At 67.2% G+C, this 17,841-nt stretch carries 20 protein-coding genes and 1 riboswitch; of the genes, 6 read left to right on the forward strand and 14 right to left on the reverse strand.

The features are described 5' to 3' along the window. The 3 genes from RM25_RS06200 (at nucleotide 1) to RM25_RS06210 (ending at nucleotide 2,413) form a co-directional block, all read left to right on the forward strand. The gene (locus RM25_RS06200; protein ID WP_013160824.1) at nucleotides 1-1,008 is read left to right on the forward strand and encodes a metal ABC transporter permease; all 1,008 of its coding nucleotides are present in this window, start codon (nucleotides 1-3) and stop codon (nucleotides 1,006-1,008) included. Next, nucleotides 998-1,486, forward strand: a complete 489-nt coding sequence (locus tag RM25_RS06205; protein ID WP_230579871.1) for a Fur family transcriptional regulator — start codon at nucleotides 998-1,000, stop codon at nucleotides 1,484-1,486. Before RM25_RS06200 ends, RM25_RS06205 begins: the two co-directional genes overlap by 11 nt. Before the next feature lie 34 nt (nucleotides 1,487-1,520). Next, a riboswitch (cobalamin riboswitch) is annotated at nucleotides 1,521-1,668 on the forward strand. 70 nt (nucleotides 1,669-1,738) lie between these two features. After that, complete coding sequence (locus RM25_RS06210; RefSeq protein ID WP_013160822.1) at nucleotides 1,739-2,413, forward strand: site-specific integrase; 675 nt, start codon at nucleotides 1,739-1,741, stop codon at nucleotides 2,411-2,413. Between the two features lie 213 nt (nucleotides 2,414-2,626). On the opposite strand, the gene RM25_RS06215 is transcribed toward RM25_RS06210, so the two are convergent. The 14 genes from RM25_RS06215 to RM25_RS06280 all read right to left on the reverse strand — a co-directional run bounded on the left by RM25_RS06215 (nucleotide 2,627) and on the right by RM25_RS06280 (nucleotide 14,448). Next, complete coding sequence (locus RM25_RS06215) at nucleotides 2,627-4,036, reverse strand: aldehyde dehydrogenase family protein (RefSeq protein WP_013160821.1); 1,410 nt, start codon at nucleotides 4,034-4,036, stop codon at nucleotides 2,627-2,629. Then, on the reverse strand, nucleotides 4,033-5,118 hold the full coding sequence (locus RM25_RS06220) for a cob(I)yrinic acid a,c-diamide adenosyltransferase (RefSeq protein ID WP_036940760.1): 1,086 nt from the start codon (nucleotides 5,116-5,118) through the stop codon (nucleotides 4,033-4,035). Before RM25_RS06220 ends, RM25_RS06215 begins: the two co-directional genes overlap by 4 nt. A gap of 2 nt (nucleotides 5,119-5,120) precedes the next feature. Then, the gene (locus RM25_RS06225) at nucleotides 5,121-5,393 is read right to left on the reverse strand and encodes a EutN/CcmL family microcompartment protein (RefSeq protein WP_013160819.1); all 273 of its coding nucleotides are present in this window, start codon (nucleotides 5,391-5,393) and stop codon (nucleotides 5,121-5,123) included. 1 nt (nucleotide 5,394) lies between these two features. Continuing rightward, nucleotides 5,395-6,279: an HFCD family protein gene (locus tag RM25_RS11885; RefSeq protein ID WP_052809134.1), complete on the reverse strand. Its 885-nt coding sequence runs from the start codon at nucleotides 6,277-6,279 to the stop codon at nucleotides 5,395-5,397. Beyond that, nucleotides 6,276-7,133 (reverse strand): ethanolamine utilization protein EutJ, encoded by an 858-nt coding sequence (eutJ, locus tag RM25_RS06235; RefSeq protein ID WP_051733969.1) that lies wholly within the window; start codon nucleotides 7,131-7,133, stop codon nucleotides 6,276-6,278. The genes RM25_RS11885 and eutJ overlap by 4 nt, the downstream gene beginning before the upstream one ends. Nucleotides 7,134-7,279: 146 nt before the next feature. Then, complete coding sequence (locus tag RM25_RS06240) at nucleotides 7,280-7,558, reverse strand: BMC domain-containing protein (protein ID WP_044636194.1); 279 nt, start codon at nucleotides 7,556-7,558, stop codon at nucleotides 7,280-7,282. Between the two features lie 44 nt (nucleotides 7,559-7,602). Beyond that, entirely contained in the window at nucleotides 7,603-8,220 is a 618-nt protein-coding gene (locus RM25_RS06245; protein ID WP_013160815.1) for a BMC domain-containing protein, read from the reverse strand. A gap of 16 nt (nucleotides 8,221-8,236) precedes the next feature. Beyond that, nucleotides 8,237-8,581 carry a glycerol dehydratase reactivase beta/small subunit family protein gene (locus tag RM25_RS06250; protein ID WP_013160814.1) on the reverse strand — a complete coding sequence of 115 codons (345 nt, stop codon included), beginning with the start codon at nucleotides 8,579-8,581 and terminating at the stop codon, nucleotides 8,237-8,239. Continuing rightward, entirely contained in the window at nucleotides 8,578-10,392 is a 1,815-nt protein-coding gene (locus RM25_RS06255) for a diol dehydratase reactivase subunit alpha (RefSeq protein WP_044636195.1), read from the reverse strand. The genes RM25_RS06250 and RM25_RS06255 overlap by 4 nt, the downstream gene beginning before the upstream one ends. Nucleotides 10,393-10,427: 35 nt before the next feature. Next, nucleotides 10,428-10,961 carry a diol dehydratase small subunit gene (locus tag RM25_RS06260; protein ID WP_013160812.1) on the reverse strand — a complete coding sequence of 178 codons (534 nt, stop codon included), beginning with the start codon at nucleotides 10,959-10,961 and terminating at the stop codon, nucleotides 10,428-10,430. 8 nt (nucleotides 10,962-10,969) lie between these two features. Then, nucleotides 10,970-11,653, reverse strand: coding sequence for a propanediol/glycerol family dehydratase medium subunit (locus tag RM25_RS06265; RefSeq protein WP_269451571.1), 684 nt, complete (start codon nucleotides 11,651-11,653; stop codon nucleotides 10,970-10,972). A gap of 10 nt (nucleotides 11,654-11,663) precedes the next feature. Continuing rightward, nucleotides 11,664-13,325 (reverse strand): propanediol/glycerol family dehydratase large subunit, encoded by a 1,662-nt coding sequence (locus RM25_RS06270; protein WP_013160810.1) that lies wholly within the window; start codon nucleotides 13,323-13,325, stop codon nucleotides 11,664-11,666. 14 nt (nucleotides 13,326-13,339) lie between these two features. Then, nucleotides 13,340-14,149 (reverse strand): propanediol utilization microcompartment protein PduB, encoded by an 810-nt coding sequence (pduB, locus tag RM25_RS06275; protein WP_013160809.1) that lies wholly within the window; start codon nucleotides 14,147-14,149, stop codon nucleotides 13,340-13,342. Between the two features lie 14 nt (nucleotides 14,150-14,163). Further along, a complete protein-coding gene (locus RM25_RS06280; RefSeq protein ID WP_013160808.1) occupies nucleotides 14,164-14,448 on the reverse strand; it encodes a BMC domain-containing protein in 285 nt (94 codons plus the stop codon). Between the two features lie 513 nt (nucleotides 14,449-14,961). On the opposite strand from RM25_RS06280, the gene RM25_RS06285 reads away from it, so the two are divergent. The 3 genes from RM25_RS06285 (at nucleotide 14,962) to RM25_RS06295 (ending at nucleotide 17,692) form a co-directional block, all read left to right on the forward strand. After that, entirely contained in the window at nucleotides 14,962-16,287 is a 1,326-nt protein-coding gene (locus tag RM25_RS06285; protein WP_026138135.1) for an ISL3-like element ISPfr2 family transposase, read from the forward strand. After that, nucleotides 16,284-16,850, forward strand: a complete 567-nt coding sequence (locus tag RM25_RS06290) for a hypothetical protein (protein WP_080774496.1) — start codon at nucleotides 16,284-16,286, stop codon at nucleotides 16,848-16,850. The genes RM25_RS06285 and RM25_RS06290 overlap by 4 nt, the downstream gene beginning before the upstream one ends. Before the next feature lie 134 nt (nucleotides 16,851-16,984). After that, on the forward strand, nucleotides 16,985-17,692 hold the full coding sequence (locus tag RM25_RS06295; protein WP_257009010.1) for a hypothetical protein: 708 nt from the start codon (nucleotides 16,985-16,987) through the stop codon (nucleotides 17,690-17,692). Nucleotides 17,693-17,841 lie beyond the last annotated feature (149 nt).

A 17,841-nucleotide genomic window follows, 5' to 3' on the forward strand; every position in this document is an offset into this window, starting at 1 on the left:
GTGAGCGTCTTCGCACTTGCCTTCATGCAGCGGGCGTTGATCGCCGCGTTGCTGTCCGGATTCATGTCGCCCGCAGTGGGCACCTACATCGTGCAGCGCAAGTTGAGCCTGCTGGGCGACGGGCTGGGTCACGTGGCCATCGCCGGCGTCGGCCTGGCGCTGTTGACCGGCTGGGCACCGACACCGGTGGCCATCGTGATCTGCGTGGTGGGCGCGGTGTCCATCGAGTTGCTGCGCCAGAGCGGACGGGCCCCCGCGGATGTGGGGCTGGCCATCCTGTTCTATGGCGGACTGGCCACCGGCGTCCTGCTTGCGGGAATCTCCGGTCAGGGCACCGGGGTGTTGTCGCAGTACCTGTTCGGGTCGCTGACCACGGTGAGCATGTCCGATGTGGCGCTGGTGGCCGTGATGGCCGCCATCGTGATCATCCTCTCGTTGGGGCTGTCACCGCAGCTGTTCGCGGTGTGCGCCGACGAGGAGTTCGCACGCAGCCAGGGCCTGCCGGTTCGGGCCCTGGAGATCTGCATCGTGGTGATGGCCTCGGTGACGGTGGCCGTGTCGATGCGCACCGTGGGCCTGCTGCTCGTCAGCGCGCTGATGGTCGTACCGGTGGCCGCCGCCAACAACCTGGTGACCGGCTTCTACCGCTCGATGTTCACCGCGATCGGCATCGGTGTGGTGGTGAGCTTCATCGGCGTCACCGGCTCCTACTACTGGAACACCGCCTCGGGCGCCACCATCGTGGTCAGTGCCATCGCGGTCTTCGCCCTGAGCTGGCCGGTGGGATCGCTGCTGAACAGGCGCCGCCTGGCCCGTTCCCAGCGCATCCCCGATCCCGAGACGGCCCGCGACAACGCCGCCGAAGTCGCCGCACACCGTCCGGTCGACCCGTCCGAACTGGTGGGCGAGGACGGCAACCACCCCCGAATCCAGCATGGCGACCATGTGGACTATCTGCACGGGAACCATCGCCATGCCCCACATGGAGATCATTTCGATGAACACTGAACGGGACCCGGGTCCCGAGCAGGAAACCACCCCCGCCGCCCCACGTTCCACCATGGGACGCGAGGAGGCCCCCCGCCCCCGACCCCGCCAGACCAAGCAGCGTCAGCTGATCAGCCGGATGCTGGAGAACCAATCCCGCTTCCGCACCGCGCAACAGCTCCATGCCGATCTGCGCGCCGCTGGAGACAGCGCCAGCCTGGCCACGGTCTATCGGGTGCTCCAATCGTTGGCGGAGCACGGCGAGGTCGACACCTGGCGCACTCCCGGCGGCGAGCTGGCCTTCCGGCACTGCTCGCCGACCCACCACCACCACCTCATCTGCTACCGCTGTGGGCGCACCGTCGAGATCGACGCCGGACCCGCGGAGCAGTGGGCGTCCCGGGTTGCCGCCGAGAACGGCTTCATCCACGCCGAGCACCAGGTGGAGGTCTACGGGCTGTGCCCCCAGTGCGCCGCCGAGATCGGCGAGGGCCACTGATCTCTGCCCCCGCGCCTTCGCGGTACCCGGGTGCCCCATGGCCCGGGTATCCCGGTAGTGTTGGGGGCACAAACTTCCATCGCCGAAGGGAAGCCGGTGAGATGCCGGCGCTGACGCGCAACCGTGAGCCGGGCCATCTGGCCTGATGAGCCGGGATACTTCGCGAGATGGTCTGGCCACAACCCGCTGCCGCGGTCGCAGTGGAGGCGGACATCCGTCGTCCCTGCTCGCAGCGAGAGAGGACGACGTGCCATGTCCACGTCACACGGAGCATCCCCGGGATCGCTCATCCCCCTGGCGCCCGGCCCATCGGTGCCGCGCACCTTTGCACCCGCCCCGCGGCTCCTGCCGCGCTCCGTGCGGGTGGCGGGGTCCCCTGTCACCATCCTGACCGACCGGGCCGGCACACCGACCCCGCTGGAACGCACCCCACGGCCCTTCACCCGGGCAGAACTCGAGGTCGCCTGGGTGCAGTGGTCCGCGCTGGATCCACGACTCGCCGACACGGTGTTGGTGCTGGCACACACCGCACTGAGGTGGGACGAGGCCCGGGCACTGACCGTTGACGACCTGGTGCCCCATGCCCATCAGATCATCGTGCGCGCGCACTGCCCGGGCCGGGTCCGACGCCCGCTGGCACCGGCCCTGCACCGGCGGGTGCCGGTGTCGTTGCGCATCCGCCAGGCGTTGCGCAGGCTCGCTTCCACGCCGGGACCCCGGGGACTGGTGTTCACCGACCCGGACGGTGCCCCACTGCGTCGCGCCACGGTGCGGCGGGTCCTCGACTGGTACCACACCGCCCCCGGCCATGGCCTGGCCGATCTTCCGGCCACTGCGGCCCAGTTGTGGGCCGACGACGGCACGCCCCGCGCGGTCGTGGCCGAGTGGAGCGGGCGTCCGGCCTGGTCGTCGCGACCACGGGGCTGAGCCCCCGGACTCCTCCACTGCTGGGACCCGTCGCCCGGCCTCCCCGGCGCCGGATTCCCTTGCAGCGGACCTTTGCAGCCGGGCCCCTGTCCCGCTGGGCCAGCACCACCGTGCGGCGCCTTCGACGTGCACACGCCAGCGAGCCCCGGCGGGTGGGACCGGCCGGGGCTCACGTCCATCCCGACGAGGCACGGGACGGCTGGTGGGGCGTGATCAGCGAATGTTGAGACCGCTCTTCAACACGCAACGACGCTTGCGGGCGAAGCAGCGGGCCGAGGTCAGGCCCTCACCGGTCGGGCCGGCGATGGTGAAGGTGGGAAAGCCCTCACCGTCGATGCCGATGCCGTTGTACGAGGGACCGTTCTTCACGAAGATCGTGGTCTGGATGAGCTTGCCCATCTTGGTCAGCGCGTTGACATTCGACGAGTGCATCACGGCCGTGTGACGGTTGCCGTGCTCCACCTCCACCGCCTTGTCGATGGCGGTGTCGACATCGGGCATCCGCACGATCGGCAGGATCGGCATCATCAGCTCCACCTGCACGAACGGATGGTCGAAGGGCACCTCGCAGATCAGCAGGCGCGTGTCCTTGGGTGCGCTCAGGCCCACCTCGGAGGCGAGCTGGGCGGCCGGCTTGCCCACATAGGCGGCGTTGGCATGCTGGCCCTTGGTCACCAGGGCGGCCAGCTTGTCCATCACGGCGCGATCCTTCAACTCGAAGCAGCCGTGCTTGAGCATCTCGAACTTGAGCAGGTCGGCAATGGAATCAACCGCCAGCACCTCCTTCTCGGCGGTGCACGGGAGGTTGTTGTCGAAGCTGGCCCCGTCCACGATGTCCCGGGCCGCCTTGGCGATGTCGGCGGTGTCATCCACCACGGCCGGCGGGTTGCCGGCACCGGCACCGATGGCCTTCTTGCCGCTGGACAGCACGGCCTTGACGATGCCCGGGCCGCCGGTTGCCACGAGCATGCGCACCTTCTCGTGCGACATCATGGCGTTGGTGTTGTCGATGGAGGGCTCCTCGACCGTCACCACCAGGTTGGCGGGCGCACCCGCAGCGGCGAGCGCGCGGTTGATCTTGCGCACCAGCCACAGGGTGATCTTCTTGGCACGCGGATGGGGGCTGAAGACCACCGCGTTGCCGGCCGCGAGCATGCCGATCGTGTTGTTGATCACCGTCTCGGTGGGATTCGTCGTGGGGGTGATCGCCCCGATCACGCCGAAGGGCGAGAACTCGACGGTGGTCAGGCCGTCGTCACCCGACCAGGCCTCGGTGATGATGTCCTCGGTGCCCGGTGTGTACAGGGCGGCGTAGCGATTCTTGAGGATCTTGTGGGGCACATTGCCCATCCCCGTCTCCTCGACGGTGGCGGTGGCCATGTACTCCAGGTTGTCGGGCTCGCTGGCCACGTCGCGGATCGCCTGGATGAACCGGTTGCGGTCGCGCAACGAGCAGTCCATGTACTGGCGCCACGCCACATCGGCGGCGTCCACCGCACTGTTCATGTCGGTGAAGATGCCGTCGGTGCCGCTGGGGGCATCGGTGCCGGAATCCTGGCGTGAGATGACCTCACGCACCGTTTCACGAACGACCTGCTGGATTAGTTCTGGGCTGATGGTCATGACCGACTCGCTTCCTTGGCTCGCGACATAGCAAAACTGGCAATGGTGACGTCCTGGTCGACCGTGCCGCCGGAGACACCAATGCCCCCGCACAGCACGCCGTCGACAAAGACCGGCAGGCCTCCCCCGAAGACGACCACGCGTCCGTCGTTGGAGTTCTGGATTCCGTGGAGCTCCGCACCCGGCAGGGACGCTTCGCTGAGATCGGCGGTCGGCTGTTTGAAGGCCGCTGCCGTGAATGCCTTGTTCGACGCCAGGTCAAGGCTGCCGAGCAGGGAATCCTCCATCCGGTGCAGGAGCATCAGATGGCCGCCGGCATCGACACCGGCAAAAACAATGGGTACGCCCAGCTCGGCACCCCGGGACTGGGCTGCCGCCGCCATCGCCTGGAGCACGTCCAGGTCGTAGCGGGCGAGCCCGAACCGGGTGGCGGGGTCGGCCGTGGTCGAGACATCGGCCGGCACGAAGCCGCTGGCGGGGCTCCACGCGACACGGGGCTGGGGCGACTGCGCCGCCAGGTGCTTCTCGACGACGGACCTCACCAGGCCCTCGAGCCGTGCCACGTCGAAGCGGTGCTCGGCCACGCGTGCCAACGAGTACAGGGCATCCGACAGCCGATTCACATAGCGGATCAGCTCGGGGCGCACCGGACGCGACTCGGCGGCGGTCAACATGCGTCGCTCGGCACGTCGGGTGACGGTGCGCGCGCGGTGGAGCGCTGCGGAGACCAGGTCGCGACCGGGAACCACGAAGTTGCGCTGTGGTCCGGTCTCGGCCATCGAATCATCGATGAGTCGTTCCAGGTCTGCGACGTCGTCGGGGCTGATCGTATTGGCGATCACGGCGCGCCCGGCCTCGTCGCTGGCCAACTCGGCGGCGGCGACGAACAGGCGCTGTTGGATGTGCTGGAGGGCGGCGCGCATGTCGGGGTCCTCGACGCGCGCCTTCGCCTCGCCGATGGTGGCGTTGGCCTCGTCCAGGGTTCCGTAGGCCTCAACGGTCGGGTCCTGCTTGGGCACCCTGGTGCCGCCGAACAAGCCGGTGGTTCCCTTGTCCCCGGTGCGGGTATAGATCGCTGCCATCGTCACGCCGGTCCGATCTCGACGGTGTCGACGATTCCGACGATGGTCGAATCGATCGGTGCGTCCTTGCGATCGGCGGCGAATCGCGCCGAGCTGCCCTTCGTGACGATCACGATCGAGCCCGTGCCAGCTCCCACGGTGTCCACCGCGATCTCCGGACGTCCGACCGGCTCCTGCTGGAGCCCGATCTGCTCGATGAGCATCAGCTTGAAGCCGACCAGCCGTTCGTCCTTGCTGGTGGAGACCACCGTGCCGCGTACCTTTGCCAAGAACATGTCACACCACCACCGTGATCTGGATATTTCGGGAGGCCGCCATGTCCCGGGCGGCGGCCGTCACCTTCGTGTCGGGCCGGATGGCCAGGCATGAACCCGGGTCCAACTTCTGCACCACGCCCTGGCTGATCAGCTTCAGGGTGCTGGGCGCGCCCGTGACCGGTCCGCGCGGCGCCGGCTCACGCCGGGTATCGGTCACGCGCGTCCCCCGGTGGGAGACGCCGCCACCGTGCGGCCGGGGAGCCGGTGCCGGGATCGCGGGGGCGGCGCATGCGGCAAGGGCCTGTGCCGGGATTCCCTGGGCGATCAGCGCGTCCTTGTGTGCCGCGTCGCGACGGTCGAAGGCCGCCAGCGCCGTGCGTGCGAGCGCCTGGCTTCGGGCCAGCCTCACCCCGAAGGAGGTCAGGGCGGTCAGGTTGGCGCGCAACAGCTCCGCGTAACCGGAGGGCATCTCGGGATAGATCGAACGCTTGGGCGCCTCGTCGGGGCTGACCGCGGTGCTTGAGGCGACGACCAGGCGGTTGCTCATGATGAACTCACTGAACAGGTTGCTGGCCAGGCAGTCCGCGATCCCGTGGGACACCTTGGCGGCGACGTTGGCCGTCAGGGTCGGCGCGATGAGCATCTGGTGGTTGGCCACCAGGTGGTCGTCGACCTGTGGGAGGCCCAGGGCCCCGATCTTGTGCTGGTCGAGGATCCGGCGGGCGCTGGGGGTTTGCACCACGTCGAGGGCGACGCCCTCATCGGCCAGTGCGCGCAGGCCCCCGAGGCATTCGTCAAAGCCGAGCAGGCCGCCGGTGAAGACCACCAGCGCGCGACGGGGGGCGGGGGCGAGCAGTTCCACGAGCGTCTGCCGGATGATCGCCCTGAGTTGATCCGGATTCATCGGGATTCCTCCTGGGCGGGCATCGGGATGCCGAGCGGGGTGATGAACAGGGGTTGGGCCGGACGCACCACGGGTCGGTGCAGCCTGGCCTCGAAGATGGCCGGTGCGCTCTCGAACGAACTCGAGCCACCCACCAGGTAGACGGCCGGCACGTCCCGCGAGCCGAGGGCCTGCGCGGCGATGGTCGCCATCTTGTCGAGGGTGGGGCGGATGGTTCCCAGCACCTGTTCGCGGTACTGCGGATCCTTCTTCATGGCCTCGGCCTGGTCGTAGTCGATGTTGTTCGAACCGGCCAGCACCAGGGTCATGTGATGGCCACCGGTGGCCTCGTCAACCGACAACACCACCTTGCCGTCCTCCAGGATCGACACCCCGGTGGTGCCGGCACCGACGTCGATGACCGCGCCGTCGGTGATGCCCATGGCGCGTGCGGCAGCCACCGGCTCGTCGACCACCTCATCAAGGTCGAGGCCGGCCGCGCCGATGACATTGGCGAACACCTGGATGTCACCGTCGCTGATGCCGGGGGGAATCGAGATCGAGGCCTTGGTGAACTCGTGGCCCAGGCGTTGCTCGACGTCGGCGCGCAGCGCGCGCACGGCGCTGGTCGCGCCTGCCCAATCGACCACCACCCCGTCGCGCACGACGGTGGAGTGCACCCAGCCCCCCGCAATCGGGTGGTTGGCCGCGTCGACCACTGCCACGACGATGTTCGCCGTGCCGAGATCGAATCCCAACCGCATCTGGCCGGTCGGTTCGTCGATCGCGCCGGTGCGGACCTGCTCAGCGAAACGCATGATCGCCTGCTCGGGGAGCTCCACGTGCGTCGTCACCACCATTCCAGTCATCGCCATTCGCCTGTCCTCGCGTTGCCCATCGTCGTGCCGTTGGCCATCGTGGTGCAGGGTCCGTGGGCTTCCGGCCCCCACACGGCGGGCAGCCCGAAGGCGACCCGGCAGCTGGGCGTCGGCCGGAAGCCACGTGGACCCTGCACTCATCGTCATGCCTGCTTGGGCAGGAGCTTCTCGACGTCGGCCGCGGGACGCGGGATGACGTGGCGGCTGAGCACCTCTTCGCCGACTGCCGCGGCGGCGGCAGCTCCGGCATCGACGGCGGCCTTGACCGCGCCCACGTCGCCGCGAACCATCACGGTGACCAGGCCGGCGCCGACCTTCTGGTAGCCGACGACCACCACATTCGCGGCCTTGACCATCGCATCGGCCGCCTCGACGGACCCGACGTATCCCTTGGTCTCAATCAGACCCAGTGCTTCCCTCATGGTGTTTCCTTCCCTTGCCATTTCGCTTGCCTGCGTATCGGACATCACTTCTTGCCGGCTTCACGTCCGGCTTGCGGTGCCTTCCTGCGGTTGCGGGACGGTCCCGCTGTGCCCTTGTCAGGACGCTCCTGCGAGGGCGAGATCTTGGGCTGCGACGGCACGGCCGGTGCCGTGGCGGCCGGGTCATCGGCCACAGGCCCCGCTGGTGCCGGATCGGGGGCCGGTGCCGGATCAGTGGTCGGTGCCGCGGGCTCTGCGTCGCGCGGCGGGTCCGCCGGATCCAGGGCCCGCTCGGCGGCCGCCATCTGCTCGGGGGTCGCGGCCTCCGGCGAGGTGCCCCCACCGGGCCGGGCAGCCGGTGAGGCGCCCAGGCCGACCGTCACCGGGGTGAGCACCACCGGATCGATCTGGTCATTGGGTCGCGGGATCACCGACTCGGCGAACACGGAGGTGATCTGGCTCGCAGCCGCCCTGGCGGCCGCGATGGCCGACTGCACGGCCGAGACCTGGCCGGTGATCTTCACCGTCACCATGCCCATGCCGTCGGTCGTCTCGTAGCCGACCAGGCGCACATCGGCCGCCTTGCAGGCGACGTCCGCCGCGGTGATCGCGGCAGGCAGTCCCAGCACCTCAATGGTGCCCAGAGCTTGGGTGAGCTGCATCTCGTCTCCTCGTGTCCTAGTTCATCGGTAGTAGCGGTATGCGCTTGACCAGTCGGGCCGCGTTGGCTCCGATGGCCCGGTTGCGCGCGGCGTCCCGGCTCAGGTTGACGGCGATGTAGGGACGCTCGGCGGGCAGCTTCTCCGTGGTGATCACGGCATAGCTGAGGGCGACCCCGATGCCCACGCCGAGACGGGATTCCACGCTCGCCTCGTGCGCCAGCTCAAGGGGATTGATGCTTGCCTGCCAGGTGACAGTGCTCGGCACCCCCTCCTCCTCCATGCCGAAGCAGATATCGGCGATCTGATCAGCCGTGATCTGATCGCTGACGCGCATGTTGATCGTCGGCTTGTCGGTGTTCATCGGCCTGCCTCCCAGACGAGCACGAGTCCGGTGGCCACCGCATTGCGCGGCCCCTCGGTGCCCCGGGTGTTGGCGCGCCCGGCGACCACGCGGAACTCAGCCAACGCATGGGTCACGAATTGTGGGATCTCGAAATCGAGCGCCGAGCCACCCACGAGCACGACATGGGCGATGTCGCGGACATTGTTGGTGGGGCTCACCGCGGCGAGGGCCCGCATGGCATTGGTCACGAAGACCCGCTGCTTGGCGTGGATACGCACCTGGCGGATCACCTCGAGGGGATGGCGCAGGGGCAGGGGGATCATCCCGTCGGGATGGAGCACCACGGTGCGCGCGAACAGCTCGGGGGCCAGCGGCTCGTCGAAGAACTGCACGGTGCCGTCCTCGTGGCGGATGCTGAACAGCGTCTCGACGCGGGCGAGCGGATAGCGCTTGATGTTCTCCGCGTCCTCCTCGCTGTCGAGTCCCAGCTCCATCTTGATGAGCAGCGTGACCATGTTCCCGGCCCCGGCCAGGTGCACTGACCTGGCCGGCTGGCCCTCGCGCAGGACGGAGGCGTCGGTTGATCCGGCGCCCATGTCGAGGATGGCGATCGGCACGGAGGTGCCCGGTGTGGTGAGTGCCCCACGGATGGCCATGTCGGCCTCCACGCCGCCGACCTCCACCCGTACGGCGAATTGTTCGGTCATCTCCTCGGCGATGCGCTGCATCTGGAGGCGGTCTGCCTTGACCATCACGGCGATGCCGACGGCTGCCTCCAGCGAGAACTCACCGGCCACCCCGCCGGTGACCTTCTGGGGGACGTTGGTATCCACGGCCAACAGGTCGGTGACCTCGATGCCGGCCGGGTCGCGGTCGGTGAGCCGGCCCATGGTGACCCGCACCTTCTCCATCATCCCGCCGATGTTGGTGCCGGGCTCGCCCTTGATGTCGCGGATGGTGCCCACGGACTCGGCCGCGTGCATGATCTCCTGCGCCCCGCGATCGACGTCCACCTCGGCGGTGCGATCGCCCAGGAAGCGCAGGCTGCCGGCAGGAATGTGGCGTTCGGTGACATCTCCGGCGGGGGTCTTGATCACGACGGCGGAGCGGTTGCCCACCAATGACCTGGCCATGGGGACGACGCTGGCCGTCTCGTCGGGGCTCAGGCCGAACATGGTGGCGATGCCGTAGGGATTGGAGAGCGTCTCGACGATCCGGCCGACTTCGGCCACCTCGATCGCCGCCGGCATGCCGATCGGTACCTTGTCGATCAGTTTGACCTCATCGACGATCGGGATCTTGGCGGTCAGCCGGTTGTCGACCAGCACGCCGTCGTCCAATTGCAGGATGGCACCGGTGATGTTCACCCGGGCGGCCGCCTCATTGATCCGGGCGGCCACGTCGAGGAAGCCATGGGTGTGGTCGGCCACGACGATGTAGGGCTCACCGGCGCTGGCCTGCCCGAGGTCGTCGAGACGGATGGTCGTGCCGACCCCGACGCCCAGTCCCCCGGGGGTCGAGGGGTTGTGGCCGATCATGGTCGACTCAGTGATGATCGTCTCGGAGATGGTCTCCATGGCCACATCGCCGATCACCGGCGCCGCCTCGTTGATCCGGATGAGGTCGAGTTGCTCCAGTTCACGGCCGGCGGTCTGGAGTGCCTGGGTGATCGCCTGGAACACCCCCTGGGTGTTCTGTTGGGTGCCCTTGATGCCGGTGGTCGACACGATGGCCGACGCAAGGAACCGCGGCGGGGCACCCGCGGCGACGTCCGCGAGTGCCACCTCCGTGGTCGCATTGCCGATATCGACACCGGCGATGAGCGTCATGTTTACCCAGACCTCCAGATTTCCGACGTCAGTGCCTACGCGTCCGCCTTGAGGCGGCCCCGCTTCTCGTAGACATCGGCAGCCTCACGAATGAAGGCGGCATTGATGGTGCAGCCGTACTTCGTCTCGAGGCCGTCGGCGATCGCATACAGCTCGGCCTTCGTCGAACGGTAGGGGCGCAGGGCGTTGTAGACGTCCAGCACCTCCTCGTCGGGCACCTGGATGAGCTCTGCGGCGCGACGCAGGTTGCGGGCCAGCGCGTCACGGTCGGCCGATTCGGCCACCTGTGCCTGCATCTCAAGGGTCTCCGGGGCAATCCGGAAGTCCTTGGCGGTCAACTCGCCGCTCTTCACCTTGTCGAAGGTGAAGTCAGACAGGGCCCGACCCGATGCCGACTTGATCTGCTCGGGAACCTTCTCGCCCAGCGGATACGAGGACTTGTCCACCCGATGTGCGGCACCAGTGGTGCTGGGGGCAGCAGCGGGCAACTTGTCGAATGCGACATTGTCCTGGTTGAGGTTTGCCATGACCTCGCCCATGATCTGACGAATCAGTTCTTCGGAATCCATTGCCTCTCCTACCGGTACTCGACCCGAAGTGCCTGGGTCTTCTTGTTCAGATCGCACATCTGGGTTTCCTTGATGTGCAACAGGGCGGCGATTGCCTGGTACTTCGGACGTGCCATCTGGTCATTGACCACCGGCACGGGGTCGGGCGACTCACCCTTCGCGTAGCGGGCGGCATTCTTGCCGATCGCCCGGAAGGTGGCCAGATCGATCAACGGGGACTGGCTGAACAGCTCCAGGTTCGACAGCGGCGGCAGGTCCTTCTGGTGGATCACCGTGGTGCCGCGCGACTGGATGCCGATGCCCACGCCCGAGCCCGACAGCACCGCGGCGTCGTGGGCGATGAAGCCCACATCGGCGGTACGGAACACCCGGATGAACCGGTAGGTCAGGCCCTCCTCCTCGATGCCGGCGCAGATTTCGCGCAGCACCTCGGCGTGCGGGATACCGATGATCGTCTTGGTGATGCGTCCGCCGAAGGCCGGGGCCAGGGCGATCACCACCTCCCGGGGATTGGTACCCCGCGGGGCGGGGCCCTCCTCGGTGATCTCGAGCTGGTCACCGGATGCCTCGGTCAGCGACGGCGCGGTGGCCATCGCGGTGGCGCTTCCCGCACCGGTGCCCTGTGCGTCTCCGGCGGCGGCGAATTCCTTGACCACTTCTTCAATGATGGTGCGCAGTGTCTTCTCGTCCATCGTCATCACCTCAGATGCTCTCGGGACTGATCGCCTGGCGAATGGTCTTCAACTTGTCCCATCGCTCATCAGTCATCTGGTAGCCGGTGCCGGGCCCGCGGTAATCGTTCGGGTAGTTCACCGCGCTGATCACTTGGAAGTCCTCGTTGAGGATTGCCGAGGTGTGCAGGTAGTCGCCGGCAACGCGCTGCTTGAGCATGTTGTAGACGGAATTAGCGACATCCTCGAACCCGGCGCGATCCAGGGCGAGGACGATGTCCACACCGGTGATCCCGCGCTTCATGAGGTCCTCGGCGGCCTTCAGGTCCTCGACCACATTGCGTGCCGGCATGTCCTTGGAACCGCGCGCATAGGTGGCGGCCTCCACCTCTTCATCGGTCACCTCAGTGAGTCCGAGTTCGCGGAAGATGGCCTGGATCACCCGGGCCGCCTTGTTGCGCACCCGCACCACGTCCTCCTCGACCACGGGCTGGAGCCCGCCGTCGATCTTGAGGTCGCGCTGGATGATCAGCCAGTCGTCGTAGTCGTCGGCGTCCCAGTTCGATCCGGCGAACATGTTGTCGTAGTTCGGGGTGGCCGAGTAGCCCGAGCAGATGAAGTCGGTGCCGGGCACGAACTGCATCAGCGAGCGCGCAACGCGGCGCAGATCGGAGTGGGTGAACGTCTGGTCGTTCGACGAGGCGCATTCCAGGTCGAGGCTCATGGCAATGAGGTTCTCGGCCAGCACCGCGCGGATGCCGCTGGGCACTGCGGCCGGAACGCCGATGCACGACACCGAACCATTCTGGATGCCCTGCGAGCCGGCGCCCTTGGTGATGTAGAGGCAGCGGGCCTCCAGGTAGAGCATCGACTTGCCCTCGGCTGCGCCCATCTGCACCTCGGAGCCGGTGCCCGAGGTGAAGCGCATCTTCAGGCCGCGCGACGCGTAGCAGGAGGCCAGGAAGGACTTGGACCACGGCGTGTCGTCGCCGTCCATGAACACCTGCTCGGTGCCGTAGACCGAGACGGTCTCGGCATAGGCGGTGAAGCCGCGCATGCCCAGGGCCAGCTCGGTGGCCTCCTCCACCGAACACTGGGTGAGGATGCCGGGACGACCCACCTGCGAGCCCACCATGTTGGCGATGGCATTGAAGGGTGCATAGCGCACGATACCGACGGTGGTCTCCTCCTCGGCGAAGCCGCGCAGGGCGCCCTCGGCCGCGTCGGCGGCGATCTGGACCGGGTTGTCCTTCAGGTTGGTGACGTGCGCCTGATTGGCCGGGAACAGCCGGGCACGCATCTTGGTGACGGCCATCATCATCTCCAGCACCGACATGGTGCCGACCACCTCGGTGATCTTGGCCGGAGTCATGGCCGTGGTGAGCTGCACCACTTCCGCACGCGGAACGTGGAAGTCCATCATCTGCCGGGCCAGCTCACGCGAGTCGGTCTTGCAGACCTCCTCGGCCTTGTCGAGCCGGATTCCGTAGTCGGCGATGAAGGTGTCGATCATGTCGAAGTCGGCGCGCTGCTTGCCGTCGAGCTCGACGACCACCCCGTCCTCGATCCGGATCGAGGGGGTCGGGTCGTTGGGCCCGTTCATGGCGATCAGGCCCACCTCGGGCCATTCCGTGACGTAGCCGTCCTGGTTGACAGGGCGGGCGTCCAGTGCCTCGAAACGCTTGCTTTTCACGAAGCTGCCTCGTCTCAGATGTAGGGCGTGGTGGTTGACGTGGGAACGTCGCCCATGGCGCCGAGGAGTTCCAGGCCGGTCGCGCGAGCGGCGATGATGGCCTGGCGGACTGCTCCGGAGTCACCGGTGAAACACGAGATGACCTCATTGGAGTAGCTGGTGCCGTGGGCGGGGCTGGAGTAGCCGATCACGTCGATGGTCGATGCCTTGACGGCCGTGTCAGCCAGGACCACGCCAATGGCGGCGGGTGCACCGACGGTGATTCCGAAGGCCTTGCCGACGGGTGCGCCGAAGGCCTTGTTGAGTGCATGGCTGGCGCGCGCGGTGTACTGGAACTCCAGGTGACCGGCATCGTTGCCGTAGACGTCACCGAAGGTGCGGTCCAGCTCACCGAGGGTGACCTCGACGGCGCGACGCGCGTCCGAGACGTCCTCGGCACCCAGGATGATGAGGGAGCCGTGGCCGGCCCCTCCCTTGGTGTCGCGGGCCAGCTCGATGGACACGACCTCGGTATTGGTGGCCTTCACGCCCTCGTCGGCCGCGAAGATGTGCGGGCCGGCGCCGGTGCGGTCACCGATGATGCCGATCGAGCGGTACTTGGGATCGATCTTCATCAGGGCGTGGATCTGCGGATCCACGTTCGGGATGACCAGGCCGATGGTATCGCCGAGCGCCGAGGTACCGACGAACTCCGTGGCCTCGGGGCGTCCGATGGATGCCGGCACGCTCGGGGCGGCTGCACGCGGTGCGGCAGAGGCGGGCTCATTGCCGATCTTCGCCATCACGGCCGACATGATCTGGTCGACCAGTTGCTCATTCGCCATGGTTGATCACAACCTCACTTCTGGTCCGCGAACGACGGGAGGATCTTCTCCACGTCGGCGTGCGGGCGCGGGATCACGTGGACGGACACGAGTTCGCCAACGTTCTGGGCGGCCACGGCACCGGCATCGGTGGCGGCCTTGACCGCGCCGACGTCACCGCGCACCAGCACGGTCACCAGGCCGGAACCCACGCGCTGGCTTCCGATAAGCGTCACATTGGCCGACTTGACCATTGCATCAGCAGCTTCGACGGCCGGGACAAAACCCTTTGTCTCCACCATCCCCAGGGCATCTTGCATTCCGAACTCCTTCATTGGATTTGGTCGGATCGCCATTCACAGGTCCGGCGACCCTGCCGGGCAATACCCCGAGACTAGATGCGTGGATAGGGTGAAAATCGCACATCGACTGTCCAATTTCCGCGCACCTGCGCGAGCCTCCGACAACACGAAAGTGCAAGTCCCGACAAGAAAGTGCACCTGTGGCGATGGCAGGGAGCTTTTCCGTGCCGATGGCGGCCCGCGACGCCTCCGGGCACCGATCAGGCACGAGAATGGCCCTTAGACCTGGTGGCTGCGTCGCCGGGCACCCGGCCCTCAGGTCATGCACCCAGGAAGGTCATTGAATGTCGGACAAGCAACGCATCATCCAGGAGTTCGTCCCGGGCAAGCAGGTGACCCTGGCCCACGTGGTCGCCAATCCGGGTCTTCTCAGATGAGGGTGTAGGTCGGCCGGGCGCGTCGGTCCGCAGATAGACGTCGAGGTCTCCCGACGATGGAGGTTCCTACGCCATCCATCCGAAAGACCTCGACGTGTCCGACGCTACCCCGCCGGCCGGCTTCGGCCGCCCTGACCTGACCGCCTTCGCTCGACTCGACGGCCTCGGTCTGAGCGTGACCGGACAACGACTTGAACCGGATCGTGCGGTCCTCGCGTGCCGCGTGGTGGAACCAGATCAGTGGTGCCGACGGTGCGGCAGCGAAGGCGCTGCTCGTGACACCGTGATCCGGCGGTTGGCCCACGAGCCGCTGGGCTGGCGACCGACCGTGCTGGAAGTTGTAGTGCGCCGCTACCGCTGTGCCGACTGCGGACACGTGTGGCGCCAAGACACCAGCGCCGCGGCGGAGCCACGCGCGAAGCTCTCGCGCACCGGGCTGCGGTGGGCGCTGGAAGGGATCGTGGTCGCACACCTCACCGTCGCCCGTGTCGCCGAGGGACTCGGGGTCGCGTGGGACACCGCCAACAACGCGGTCCTGGCTGAAGGCAAGCGGCTGCTGATCAACGACCCCACGCGGTTTGAGGGCGTGAAGGTCATTGGCGTCGATGAGCACGTCTGGCGCCACACCAGGCGTGGCGACAAGTACGTCACCGTGATCATCGACCTCACCCCGGTCCGCGATGGCGCCGGCCCAGCAAGGCTGCTGGACATGGTCGAGGGCCGGTCGAAGGCGGCGTTCAAGACCTGGCTCGCCGACCGCGACGACGCCTTCCGTGACGCGGTCGAGGTGGTCGCGATGGACGGCTTCACCGGGTTCAAGACCGCCGCTGCAGAGGAGATCCCGGACGCGGTCACGGTGATGGATCCCTTCCACGTCGTGCGCCTGGCCGGTGACGCCCTCGACAGGTGCCGGCGCCGGGTCCAACTCGCGATCCACGGGCACCGTGGGTTCAGGGACGACCCGCTCTACAAGTCGCGGCGCACGCTGCACACCGGCGCGGACCTGCTCACCGACAAGCAGAGCGACAGGCTACGCGCGCTGTTCGTTGATGACGCTCACGTCGAGGTCGAGGCGACCTGGGGTGTCTACCAGCGCATGATCGCCGCCTATCGCCACGAGGACCGGCAACGTGGCCGCGAGCTCATGGAGAAGCTGATCACCGACCTCAGCGCCGGCGTCCCCAAGGTGCTCACCGAGCTCACCACCCTGGGCCGGACCCTGAAGAAGCGAGCCGCTGACGTGCTCGCCTACTTCGAACGACCCGGCACCAGCAACGGGCCGACCGAGGCGCTCAACGGACGGCTCGAACACCTGCGCGGCTCCGCACTCGGGTTCCGCAACCTGACCAACTACATCGCCCGAAGCCTGCTCGAGACCGGCGGCTTCAGACCCCAACTCCTACACCCCCGATTGGGATGAGCCCCATTGCCCTGGCAGCTGTGATGATGTCGTCGATGGTGGCCTGTAGTGGCCCCTCGGCCTCGGAGAAGGCCTCCGCCTCGTTCCACAACTCGGTGAGTGCCGCACGGGACGCCCTGTTCGAGGAGGCCAAGGCCACGACAGAGGGATTCTTCGACCTTGACGAATCTCTGGGTCTTCAAGGCGGGGCCGAAGAATTGCCCGCCGAAATGGACCAGTACGTGATGGGCAACGCTCGCGGTTACGTCGAGAGACTGACTCAGGCAATCCACCGTGACGGCGAACGAACGGCGCCCAACACCAAGGCCATCCTGATCGGCCCCAAAGTCTATGACGGGCCTGCCGTATCCACTCTGACCGAGGCCCACAGCCGCGCCGAAATCGTCACTGAACAGTGCATTGATGCCCGGACGAGCCCCCGATTGGATGCGCAAGGAAATCCGATCGAAGACAGCAACAACATCGTGCATGAGATCTTCTTCCTTGATCACGACAAGGACGGGAAACTGAAGATCTTCGAAACCGCTTCGGGAAGGGTCGAGTCATGTCCGCTGGCCGCATGAAGTTCCTCACACGCGTCGCTCTGCTTGTCGCGGCATGCTGCCTGATGCCAATGACGGCCACAGCCGATTCCCTGACTCCCGGGCGCGTCAGTCGCGACAAGCAAGAAGTGGGCCTTTCCACCTCTGATGGTGTGGTGACTGTTGAGGCGTGGGCTGGTGGCACCACCGGAACCACCAACACCGCAGGCACCACCGCAACAGAATTCGACTCCACCGCATGGACCCGCTGGGCCCTGTCCCCCTGCAGCACCATCATGAAACCCGCCGCCAACACCGGAGCCCTGTTCACCCCCGAAACCAAAAAACAAGCCGCCACCCGCCAAGGCATCGACTGCACCACACCCAACACCACCACGATCGCCACCACCGCACACCACGCGATCGCCACCATGACCCTGCCCCACACCACCATCAAACTCGACCCCGACCCCACCACCAACCAATGGCACGCCGCCGCGGTGGGACAACAACTGTGGTTCACCCTCGACAACCCCGGCCCCCAACACACCACCACCACCAACACAGACATCACCATCACCCTGACCGCAACCCCCGGCGCCGTCACCATCAACCCGGGCACCATCAACCCCGGCGGCCACACCACCCCCATCCGCTGCACCACCGGACGCCCACGACCCACCACCACCAACGGCAACCAACCCTCACCAGTCTGCGGCACCAGCTACCAACACCCCGGCCACTACACCATCACCGCCACCCGCACCTGGACCATCACCTGGACCGCCCAAGGACACACCGGCACCGAAACCATCACCCGCCCCGCCACCGCACCCACCCTCGACGTCATCGAACTCCACTCCCTCCTCGTCCCCAACAGCTAACCCACACCCCCACCGCGCACCACCGGGACCACCCGGGACGAGAACCCCACACCAGCGTTCGGGAAATCCCCCCACAACCCCCACCCGAACCCACAACGAAGGCCGGGGACCGACCCCGCAAAGCGGAACCGGCCCCCGGCCTTCGTCCA

Origin of the sequence: Propionibacterium freudenreichii subsp. freudenreichii, from assembly GCF_000940845.1 — a bacterium.
GTDB lineage: Bacteria > Actinomycetota > Actinomycetes > Propionibacteriales > Propionibacteriaceae > Propionibacterium > Propionibacterium freudenreichii.